10 protein-coding genes are annotated in these 10,845 nt (G+C 66.0%); 8 read left to right on the top strand and 2 right to left on the bottom strand.

What is annotated here, in order from left to right; translation table 11 throughout:
* Positions 1-119: 119 nt before the first annotated feature.
* A complete protein-coding gene (locus tag JNK68_00230) occupies positions 120-509 on the top strand; it encodes a type II toxin-antitoxin system death-on-curing family toxin (GenBank protein ID MBL8538773.1) in 390 nt (129 codons plus the stop codon).
* A 113-nt stretch (positions 510-622) separates the two neighbouring features.
* Positions 623-1,441 carry a methyltransferase domain-containing protein gene (locus tag JNK68_00225; GenBank protein ID MBL8538772.1) on the top strand — a complete coding sequence of 273 codons (819 nt, stop codon included), beginning with the start codon at positions 623-625 and terminating at the stop codon, positions 1,439-1,441.
* On the opposite strand, the gene JNK68_00220 is transcribed toward JNK68_00225, so the two are convergent.
* Together JNK68_00220 and JNK68_00215 are read right to left on the bottom strand one after the other, a co-directional pair.
* Entirely contained in the window at positions 1,438-2,775 is a 1,338-nt protein-coding gene (locus tag JNK68_00220; protein ID MBL8538771.1) for an HlyC/CorC family transporter, read from the bottom strand. The genes JNK68_00225 and JNK68_00220 overlap by 4 nt on opposite strands.
* An 84-nt stretch (positions 2,776-2,859) precedes the next feature.
* Complete coding sequence (locus tag JNK68_00215) at positions 2,860-3,780, bottom strand: LysR family transcriptional regulator (GenBank protein ID MBL8538770.1); 921 nt, start codon at positions 3,778-3,780, stop codon at positions 2,860-2,862.
* A gap of 116 nt (positions 3,781-3,896) precedes the next feature.
* Between JNK68_00215 and JNK68_00210 the strand changes: the two genes are divergently transcribed.
* The 6 genes from JNK68_00210 to JNK68_00185 all read left to right on the top strand — a co-directional run.
* Positions 3,897-4,277 carry a hypothetical protein gene (locus tag JNK68_00210; GenBank protein ID MBL8538769.1) on the top strand — a complete coding sequence of 127 codons (381 nt, stop codon included), beginning with the start codon at positions 3,897-3,899 and terminating at the stop codon, positions 4,275-4,277.
* 133 nt (positions 4,278-4,410) lie between these two features.
* Positions 4,411-4,614 (top strand): hypothetical protein, encoded by a 204-nt coding sequence (locus JNK68_00205; GenBank protein MBL8538768.1) that lies wholly within the window; start codon positions 4,411-4,413, stop codon positions 4,612-4,614.
* Between the two features lie 62 nt (positions 4,615-4,676).
* The gene (locus tag JNK68_00200) at positions 4,677-5,474 is read left to right on the top strand and encodes an alpha/beta hydrolase (protein ID MBL8538767.1); all 798 of its coding nucleotides are present in this window, start codon (positions 4,677-4,679) and stop codon (positions 5,472-5,474) included.
* On the top strand, positions 5,471-6,589 hold the full coding sequence (locus JNK68_00195; protein MBL8538766.1) for an efflux RND transporter periplasmic adaptor subunit: 1,119 nt from the start codon (positions 5,471-5,473) through the stop codon (positions 6,587-6,589). Before JNK68_00200 ends, JNK68_00195 begins: the two co-directional genes overlap by 4 nt.
* Positions 6,590-6,686: 97 nt before the next feature.
* Positions 6,687-9,878: a multidrug efflux RND transporter permease subunit gene (locus JNK68_00190; protein ID MBL8538765.1), complete on the top strand. Its 3,192-nt coding sequence runs from the start codon at positions 6,687-6,689 to the stop codon at positions 9,876-9,878.
* The coding region (locus tag JNK68_00185) for an efflux transporter outer membrane subunit (protein MBL8538764.1) at positions 9,875-10,845 on the top strand (971 nt) is incomplete at its 3' end. The genes JNK68_00190 and JNK68_00185, both read left to right, overlap by 4 nt.

The raw sequence follows: 10,845 nt of genomic DNA, 5'->3' as shown, positions 1-10,845 counted from the left end.
GCTGAGGCGCTTGCACTGGCTGCCGTGGCGGACTTGGTCAGCGCCGACGCAGATGACTTCGAGTCCGCGGCTTCTCGCGTGCTGAAGAAGAACCGCGAACTCTATCGTCGCCTGGCTAAGTGAGATTTCTCACTCTCGGCGAGGTTCTCGCGCTTCACCGGCGCATCCTCGCCGAGAGCGGCGGTCGCACGGGTGTCCGCGATCTGGGTGCAATTGCATCGGCGCTGTCCCAACCGCGGATATCGGTCGATGGCGAAGATGCCTATAAGACTCTCGCAGACAAGGCAGCCGCTCTCGGCTTTTCGCTGGTTCGAAATCACGGCTTTGTCGACGGCAACAAACGCATCGCCCATGCCGCGATGGAAGTCTTCCTCGTCATGAACGGAATGGAACTCCGTGCCTCGGTCGATGACCAGGAGCGCTTCATGTTTGCGCTCGCAGCGAGCGAGGTTTCGCGCGAGGAGCTTGCGGAGTGGTTGCGCTGCCATGCGGTCGGCTTGGATGCTTGAAGTAATTGACGGTAAGAACTTGGTGTCCCCCCAACTGCGCGGATAAGGGCACTGCTATCGACAGCACGACGTCTACAGCAGACGATCTGGCAATTCCAGCCTAAGGAACGAACATGTCTGAATGGAACGCCGCAGGTTACCAGGCCGTCTCCAGCCTTCAGGAAGCGATGGCCGCGGAGGATCTCGCCCGCGTGAGGCTAGGCGCGCGCGACCGCGTGCTCGACGTCGGCTGCGGCAACGGCAGGATCACGGCGGCGATCGCCGACCGCATTCTCGATGGCTCGGTGCTGGGTGTCGATCCCTCGAAGAACATGATCGACTTCGCGTGCAGGCATTACACCTCGTCGACGCATCCCAATCTGCGCTTCGAGCTCGGCGATGCGCGCAGTCTGCCTTACCGCCACGAATTCGATCGCATCGTCTCCTTCAACGCCGTGCACTGGGTGCGCGATCAGGTTGCGGTGTTGCGGTCGATCCATGCGGCATTGAAGCCCGGTGGCGAGGCGCTGCTGCGGTTTGTGCCCGACGGGCCGCGCAAGTGTCTGGAGGACGTGATCGAGGACGTGTGCGCGTCGCCGCGATGGGCGCAATCGTTCCCGGCTCGCGAGAGACCTTACATCCATCCCGCGCCGGACGCCTACCGCACATTGGCCGAGCAGAGCGGACTCAAGGTCGAGCGCATCGACGTGGAGGACAAGGCCTGGGACTTCGGCAGCCGGCAGTCCTTCTTCGATTTCTGCCACGTCACCTTCGCGGAATGGACGCGGTTCCTGCCGGAGGCAGAATGGGGCGCGTTCATCACGGATGTGCTCGACCGCTATCGGTCCGTCGCTGCCAGCACGCCCGCGGAGAACAATACCTTCAAGTTCTACCAGATGGAGGTGCTGCTTACGCCGATGAGGCCGGCGGAGCTGCCGACGGTGCTTTCCTAGGAGCCCGGACCGTCGTCCTCGGCAGGCGTGCGTTCGAGCAGTTCGTCGGCAGCGACAACGATGGGCGTCGCCAGCACCTTGTCGATGCGCGTGCCGTCCATGTCGACGATCTCGAAGTGCCAGCCTTCCCACTCGATCTTGTCCCCGGTTCGCGGCACCTTGCCCGCCAGCAGCATCACCATTCCGCTCAGGGTGTGGTAGCGGCCCTTGTCCTCCTCCGGCACGGTCCGCACGTGAAGGCGGTCCTTCAGTTCCGGGATGGGGATGAGCCCGTCCAGCAGCCAGGAGCCATCCTCACGCTGGATGGCCCAGGCATCCTCGGGCGTCATGGGCTTGAACTCGCCGATGATGGCCTCGAACACGTCCTGGAGCGTGACGAGACCCTGCACCTCGCCGTATTCGTCGACCACCAGCACGAACTGCACGTTCGACGAGCGGAAGTTCTCCAGTAGCTCCATGCCGTTGAGCGACTCCGGAACATAGACCGCGGGCAGCAGGTCGGCCTGCAGGTTCGGTTTCTCGCCGCGGATGCTCTGCCCGAGCAGACCCTTGGCGGTCGCGACACCGAGAATGTCCGTCAGGTCGCCGCGACACACTGGATAGCGGGAGTGCTCAGACTCGCCGATCTTCCGCAGAGACTCGTCGATCGGCGCTTCGACGTCGAGGAATACGATGTCTGAGCGCGGCGTCATGAGCGAGAGAACCTGCCGGTCGTCGAGGCGGAAGACGTTGCGCAGCATCGCGCCTTCCTGGGCGTCGATGACGCCGGCCTCCGACCCTTCCGCGAGAATGGCGTGAATCTCGTCCTCCGTGAGCGTCTGCGCTTTTGTGGAACCCACCCCCATCAGGCGCAGCACCAGTTCCGTGGAACCCGCCAGCAGACGGACGAAGGGCTTCGCGATTGCCGCGAGCAGCAGGATCGGTCGGGCGACGCGCCGGGCGATCGCTTCGGGGCTGATCTGGCCGAGCCGCTTCGGCACGAGTTCGCCGAGGATGATGGTGACGTAGGTGATGACCACGACGACGAGCGCCGTGGCGCCGATCTCGCTCGCGCGCGGCGGTACCCCCATGTCTTCCAGCCACAGCGAAAAGGGCTCGGCCAGCGTTGCTTCGCCAATGATGCCGTTCAGCACGCCGATCGCGGTGATGCCGATCTGCAGCGTCGAGAGAAAGCGCGTGGGGTGCTCGCCCAGTTCCATCGCGGCGCGGGCACTCTTGTCGCCGTTGTCCGCGAGGTATTGGAGGCGCGGCTTGCGCGAGGCGACCAGCGCGATTTCAGACATCGCGAAGAAACCGTTGAGAAGCACGAGAGCAAAGAGCAGGGAAATGTCCATGGACGCGGCGCCCTTCTCGGGTATGCGGCAACGCGGCTACTCTAGCGCATCACGGCCCACCCTCGTCGGCCCAGGCGAGCCTGCCTACGGTGAATGCGCCCCGGAATCGGTCGACCGGGTGAAGAGTTCCGCCACCCAGTCGACGAATGCGCGCACCTTGGCGGACAGATGCCGGTTCTGCGGATACATGACGTAGACGGGCAGCGGATCGGTGGCCCAGTCTTCGAGCAGGTGCACGAGACGGCCGTCCGCGAGCGCGTCATCGACCAGGAAGCGCGGCGCGTGAAGCACCCCGAGGCCGGCCAGCCCCGCCGCCACGTAAGCTTCACCGTCGTTCACCGCGACGAACGCATCCGCCGACGGGGTGGTGATCTGCTCGCCGGCGCGCACCAGGTTCCATTCGACGATGCGGCCGCTTTTCGGCATCAGGTAGCGGATGCAGCGATGCCGTTCGAGGTCACGCGGGTGCGATGGTACCCCGAAGCGGGCGAGATACGCGGGAGTCGCGCAGGTGACGAAGGGATAGGAGGCGACGTGCCGTGCGACGAGACTTGAATCGGACTGCTCGCCGCCGCGGACCACGCAGTCCACGCCTTCTTCCAGCAGGTCGACGGGGCGGTCGCTGCAGCCGACCTCCAGCCGGATCTCCGGGTAGCGCTCGAAGAACTCCGGCAGCGCCGGTACCAGCAGCCGCCGCCCGAACGACGCCGGGACATCGACCCGCAGGCGGCCATGCGGGGCCGTGCGCGTGCGCGTGAGCGCGCTCTCGGTCTCCTCGACCTCCGCCAGGATGCGAACGCACCGCTCGTAGTACGCGGCGCCGTCGGCAGTGACGCTCACGCGGCGCGTCGTACGGTTGAGGAGCTTCGTCCGCAGGTGCGCTTCCAGTCCCTGCAGGAGCGTGGTGACCGAAGCCTTGGGCAACCGCAGCACCTCGGCCGCGCGCGTAAAACTGCCCGCGTCCACTACCTGCACGAAGACCTGCATGGCCAGCAAGCGATCCACCGCTTTCTTCCCTCGCAAAACTGCGCATTCTCTTCCACGAACGATCCAATACCAAGAGCGTGTTCCATGCGTGGATGCCTCGTCTGGAAGAATCTGGGAGAACGGGATCAGCTCAGGTGGTCATCGGTGCGCCCCTCGAAGTAGCCGGCGAGGATGTAATGCAGGGTCGCCGCATCCTCGTTTGTGCCGAAGGCTGCGCGCAGGTCGGCGTAGTTCGCGATGTACTGCGCGGCATCGAAAGTGTCGGTGGCACGGTGTTCTCCGTATCCCGCCAGAATGTAGTGGGTGGCGCCGATGTCCTCCGGATGCGCGCTCTGCGCGACACCGAAGTGAAAGGCTTCGACGAGATCGTCGTAGGACGCGATGTACTGCAGTCCGTCGAAGGAGGTGGTGCGGCCCTCGAACAGGCCGTTCTGGGCAAAATGCGCCTTTCCGGATGCGGTGTCCGCACCGAACGCCCGGATCCTCCCGGGAACTGCGTGCGCCTGTGGGCTTGACGGATCGCTTTGTTGGCCGGTTATTGTTCGGTATCCTGAACGGTAAATTCAGAATGTAGGTATTTATCCTGAAAAACCGAACGACTATCCTGCACTTTCGACAATGTGTCGACTCTTCAACCGGGAGCGGATCATGTTGAACAAGGCCATCGTTGCTGCCTTTCTTGCGACCAGCGCGGCGGCATTCGGGGTGACGACGCCTCCGCCGGAGGCGCCGTCGTGCAAGACGGCCCAGCCGGCTCCGGAGCGCGCGCAAGTGCCGGCCGGGCGGCCGCTCGGTACCGTCGATGTGTCGCCGCGGGACGGGTGCGAGCGCCCGCGCACGGTTCGCTCCTGAGGGCGCGGAGTCCGGTGATGCGGGCGAGGCGGCGATCTTCAGCCGCTCCCCCCGGCCGACCGGTGACGGTGTCGGAGCATGCGTTCCGCAGCCAAGACCGCGAACTCGGTGTGCGTGTCTATGCGCCCGCCGACGCGGAAGCGCCGGGTGCCTTGGTGATCTTGTACCACGGTGGCGGCTTCGTCCGCGGGGGACTCGATGCGATCGAGGCGACTGCGGCGTGCATGGCTGCGCGCCTCAAGCTGCGGATAGCGACGCCCGAGTACACGCTCGCCACGGCGCAGTCGTTCCCAACCGCTGCAGAGGACGCCTACGCCGCCTTGCTGTGGGCGAGCACAGACGCCCGGCAACGCGGCTGGGACGCGAAACGGATCGCGGTGGCAGGGGAGGAGGCGGGCGGCAATCTTGCAGCGGCTGCGGCGATGATGGCGCGTGACCGGGGCGCTCCGGCGCTGGCGGCGCAGATCCTCGTCGGCCCCATGCTCGACCCGAGCCTGAGTTCTCCGTCCATGCAGCGCTTCGTCGCGAGCGCGGCGCATACACCGGGGGTGTGTGGGGCCTGTTACCGTGCATACCTGCCGAACGCGGCAGACCGTCTGCATCCTTATGCCGCGCCGGCGTCGTCGACGCGGCTGGCGGGGCTTGCGCCGGCGCTCATCATCACGTGCGACGGCGATCCCCTGCGCGACGAGGCGGAGCAGTACGGCGCCAAACTCATCGCGGCCGGCGTGACGACGCAGGTCTCGCGGCTGCCGCACATCGAAACCGTCACACAGTGCTGGACCGACGCCGCCTGGGCCGTGATCGACGGCTTTCTGCGCCCGCGGCTCGCCAGTCCCGCCAGCGGATCCTCTTCATGATCGATTCACATCCTCTCATGTTCGACCGCAATGCCATTGTCGTCCGCGCGCTGCAGGCGCTCGCCGTTGCCCTGTCGCTTGCGCTCGCTGCCTGCGGCAAGGCGCCCGAGGCGCACCCGCACGAGCCGTCCGGGCCGCCGCCGGTGAGTGTCGCCCCCGCACTGGAAAAGCAGATCGTCGAGACGGATGAATTCCCCGGCCGCATCGAGGCGATCGACCACGTCGAGGTGCGCGCGCGGGTCACCGGCTACATCCAGTCCGTCCATTTCAAGTCAGGCGCCGAAGTGAAGAAGGGCGACCTGCTGTTCCTGATCGATCCGCGACCGTTCGAGGCAATCGTGGCGCAGGCGCAGGCGACGCTGGTGAACACCCGCGCACAGCTCGATCTTGCGCGCACCGTGCTCGCGCGAAACGAAGCGCTGCTCGCGGAACGCGCGACCTCGAAGCGGGAATACGACGAGGCCGCCGCCGCGGTGCGCAGCCTGGAGGCGCAGCTGCGCGCGAATCAGGCCGCGCTCGACACCGCGCGGCTCAACCTCTCGTATACGCGCGTCACCGCTCCCGTATCCGGTCGCGTCGGCAAGGCGGAGATCACCCCCGGCAACCTTGTCCAGGGCGAGGTACCGAACTCGCCGGTGTTGACCACGGTCGTTTCCATGCATCCCATCTACGCCTCGTTCGAGGTCGACGAGGGCGCCTTCCTCAAGTACATCGGCCGGAGTCGCGGTGGCACGCTGCCGGTGGCGGTCGGGCTCGCCGACGAGAGCGGCTTCCCGCACGAGGGGAAACTCGAGTTCGTCGACAATCGCGTCGATCCGCAGAGCGGCACCGTGCGCATGCGCGCCGTGCTCGACAACCAGTCGGGACGGTTTACGCCGGGGCTCTTCGCGCGCGTGCAGATCGGCAACGCGGCGCAGCCGCGTGCGGCAGTGCTGGTGACCGACCGGGCGATCGGCACCGACCAGAGCAAGCGCTTCGTTCTCGTCGTGAACGGCGAGAACAAGGCAGAGTATCGCGAGGTGAAGCTCGGCCGCATCGTCGACGGGCTGCGCGTCATCGAGTCCGGACTCAAGCCGGGCGAACTCATCGTCGTGAACGGACTGCAACGCGTGTGACCCGGTGCGCCGGTGACCCCGGAACAGGTGCCGATGGACGCACCTGCCGGCAACGGTCGACCCGGCGCGCCTCCCGCCGCCGCCGCGGGCTGACGCCATGAACGTGTCGCGCTTCTTCATCGACCGCCCGATCTTCGCGGGCGTGCTGTCGGTGCTCATCTTTCTCGCTGGCCTGCTCTCCATCTTCGTCCTGCCGGTGAGCGAGTATCCGGACGTCGTTCCGCCTTCCGTGGTCGTGCGCGCGACCTATCCGGGCGCCAACCCCAAGGTCATCGCCGAGACCGTCGCTGCGCCGCTCGAGGAGCAGATCAACGGCGTCGAGAACATGCTTTACATGGAGTCGCTGGCGACTACCGACGGCGTGCTCCAGCTCACTGTCACCTTCAAGATCGGCACCGACGTCGACCTTGCCGAGACCCAGGTGCAGAACCGCGTGCAGCGCGCGCTGCCGCGCCTGCCGGAGGAAGTTCGGCAGATCGGCGTCATCACCCAGAAGAGCTCGCCCGACTTCGCGATGGTGGTACACATCGTGTCGCCCGACGAGCGCTACGACGAGCTCTATCTGCGCAACTTCGCGGTGCTCAACATCAAGGACAATCTGCAGCGCATTCCCGGCATGGGTCAGGTGCTGGTGTTCGGCGCCGGCGACTATGCGATGCGGGTATGGCTCGATCCGCAGAAGCTCGCGAGCCGCAACCTCACGGCCTCCGACGTGGTGCGCGCGCTGCGCGAGCAGAACAAGCAGGTGGCGGCAGGCGTCGTCGGGGCGCCGCCGGCAGCGAAGCACACGGATTTCCAGCTCTCGGTGAACACGCAGGGGCGGCTCGTTACCGAAGAGGAGTTCGGCGACGTAATCATCGCGACCTCGCCCGACGGTGGCGTGCTGCGGCTGAAGGACGTGGCGCGCATCGAGCTCGGCGCGGGCGAATATGCGCTGCGTTCGCTGCTCAACAACAAGCCGGCGGTCGCGATCGCCATCTTCCAGGCGCCGGGTTCGAATGCGATCCAGCTCTCGAACAACGTGCGCCAGGCGATGGCGGAAATGAGCCGCGACTTTCCGGCCGGAGTGTCCTACGACATCGTCTACGACCCGACGCGGTTCGTGCAGAAGTCCATCCAGGCGGTCATCGAGACGCTGTTCGAGGCGGTTCTGCTCGTGGTCATCGTGGTGATCGTGTTCCTGCAGACGTGGCGCGCATCCATCATCCCGCTGGTGGCGGTGCCGGTGTCCATCGTTGGCACGTTCGCCTTCATGCTGCTCCTCGGGTTTTCGATCAACACGCTGACACTGTTCGGACTGGTGCTTGCCATCGGCATCGTGGTCGACGATGCGATCGTCGTCGTCGAGAACGTGGAGCGCAACATCGAGCTCGGCTACGACGCCAAAACGGCGACCTACCGTGCCATGCGTGAAGTGAGCGGGCCGATCGTCGCCATCGCGCTCACGCTGTGCGCGGTGTTCGTGCCGATCGCGTTCGTCTCGGGGCTCACCGGGCAGTTCTATCGGCAGTTCGCCCTCACCATCGCCATTTCCACCGTCATCTCGGCGTTCAACTCGCTCACGCTGTCGCCGGCGCTCGCCGCGTTGCTGCTGCGCCCGCACGAGGCGCCGAAGGACTGGCTCACGCGTGCGATGGACCGCGTGCTCGGCGGCTTCTTCCGCTGGTTCGACCGCACCTTCAAGTCCGGCGCCACGAAATATCAGAACACGGTCGCGCGGGTGCTGAACCACAAGCTCATTGCGCTCGTCGTGTATGCCATCCTGATCGCGCTGACCTGGTTTGCGTTCCAGCGCGTGCCGCAGGGTTTCGTCCCAGTGCAGGACAAGCAGTATCTCGTCGGTTTCGCGCAGCTTCCCGACGGCGCTTCGCTCGACCGCACCGAGGGGGTGATCCGGCGCATGTCGGAGATCGCGATGAAGACGCCGGGGGTGAGGGACGCGGTCGCGTTTCCTGGGCTCTCCATCGCGGGATTCACCAACGCCCCGAACGCGGGCATCGTGTTCTTCGGTCTCGACGAGTTCGAGAAGCGCAAGTCGCCGGAGCTGTCCGGCGGTGCGATCGCCGGCTCCATCAACCAGCGCCTGGCCGGGATCGAGGACGCGTTCATTGCGGTGTTCCCGCCGCCGCCCGTCAACGGTCTCGGCACCATCGGCGGCTTCAAGCTGCAGATCGAGGACCGCGGCGGTCTCGGCGACGAGGCGCTCTACAACGCGATGAAAGCGGTGCAGGGAAAGGCGTGGCAGACCCCCGAGCTTTCGGGCGTGTTTTCGAGTTTCCAGATCAATGTGCCGCAGCTCTATGCGGACGTGGACCGCGCCAAGGCGAAGCGCATGGGCGTCGCGCTCACCGACGTGTTCGAGACCATGCAGATCAACCTGGGCTCGCTCTATGTGAACGACTTCAACCGCTTTGGGCGCACCTACCGCGTCGTGGTGCAGGCGGATGCGCCTTACCGTTCGCGCGGCGAGGACATCGTTCAGCTGAAGACGCGCAACAGCAAGGGCGAACTGGTGCCGCTGGGGTCGGTGCTGCGCGTGGATGCGAGCTTCGGCCCCGATCGTGCGATCCGCTACAACGCCTTTCCTGCCGCCGACTTGAACGGGGCTGCCGCGCCGGGCTTCAGCTCGGGGCAGGCGCAGGCGGCGATCGAACGCATCGCGCGTGAGACACTGCCGCGTGGCATCACCTTCGAATGGACCGAACTCACGTATCAGGAGATTCTCGCCGGTAACACCGCGGTGCTCGTCTTTCCCTTGTGCGTGCTGCTCGTGTTCCTGGTGCTCTCGGCGCAGTACGAGAGTTTCAAGCTGCCGCTCGCCATCATCCTCATCGTCCCGATGTGTCTGCTCTTCGCGATCGGCGGCGTGATCCTGAGCGGCGGCGACAACAACATCTTCACGCAGATCGCGCTCTTCGTGCTGATGGGGCTCGCCTGCAAGAACGCGATCCTGATCGTCGAATTCGCGCGCGAGCTGGAGATGAAGGAGCCCGCGCACGATCCGGTGCGCGCAGCGCTGGAAGCCTGCCGCATGCGGCTGCGGCCGATCCTGATGACTTCGTTCGCGTTCATCATGGGTGTGGTCCCGCTCGTGCTCTCCACCGGCGCCGGCGCCGAAATGCGCCATGCCATGGGGGTGGCGGTGTTCTGGGGCATGCTCGGCGTGACCTTCTTCGGTCTCTTCCTGACGCCGGTGTTCTATGTGCTGCTGCATCGCCGGCAGAAGAAAGGTCGCGCGCGCGCCAAGGCGTCACATGCGAGTGCGCCCGACGCGGGAGGCGCACGATGAGAATGCGGTTCTCATGGATCGGCGTGGTGGCGCTGCTTGCGGGTTGCTCGCTGGCGCCGGAACTGAAGCAGCCGGAGATCCAGGTGCCGCCGCGCTTCAAGGAGTTGCCGCCAGAGGAGCGGGGCGCGTGGAAGGCGGCGCAGCCGTCCGAAGACCTGCCGCGCGGGCAGTGGTGGAAGGTGTTCAACGATCCGGTGCTCGACCGGCTGGAAGACGACGCGCTTGCCGCCAACCAGAACCTGCAGGCTGCCGCCGCGCGCGTGGCGCAGGCGCGGGCGCTGGTGGGCGTGGCGAAGGCCGACCGCATACCACAGGTGGGTGCGGGCTTCGGTCCGACGCGGGTTCAGCCCACGGGGGTCTCGCTCGGTCTGCCGCCGGGTCAGATGGTCGATCCGTATACGGCGTGGCGTGCGCTCATCACGGTGAGCTATGAGGTGGATCTCTTCGGGCGCGTGTCGGACACGATCAACGCGTCCCGCAGCGATTACGAATCCACTGTCGCGACCTTCCGCTCCGTGACGCTCGCGCTGCAGGCGGACGTCGCGCAGACCTACTTCGCGCTGCGCGCCAACGACGAAGAGCTGCGCATCCTGTGGGAGACCGTGCAGTGGCGCGAGGAGAGCGTGCGACTGATGCAGCGTCGCTTCGATCTCGGCGACATCAGCGAGCTCGATCTCGCGCGTGCCAAGACCGAGGAGGCGAATGCGCGCACCGAAGCCATCGGGCTGGAGCGTCGCCGCGGCGAACTCGAGCACGCACTGGCAGTGCTCGTCGGCAAGCCGCCCGAGGTCCTCGCAATCGACGTCGCACCACTTGCGAACGAATTGCCCGCGATTCCCGCGGGCTTGCCTTCGGAGCTGCTCGAGCGGCGACCGGACATTGCTGCGGCGACCCGACAGATGGCGGCGGCCAATGCGCGCATCGGTGTGGCCAAGTCCGCGTTCTTCCCCGCGCTCAAGCTCACCGC

It is taken from the genome of Betaproteobacteria bacterium, from assembly GCA_016791345.1.
Taxonomy (GTDB): Bacteria; Pseudomonadota; Gammaproteobacteria; order Burkholderiales; family JAEUMW01; genus JAEUMW01.
This window is presented reverse-complemented; position numbering and strand designations above follow the sequence as displayed.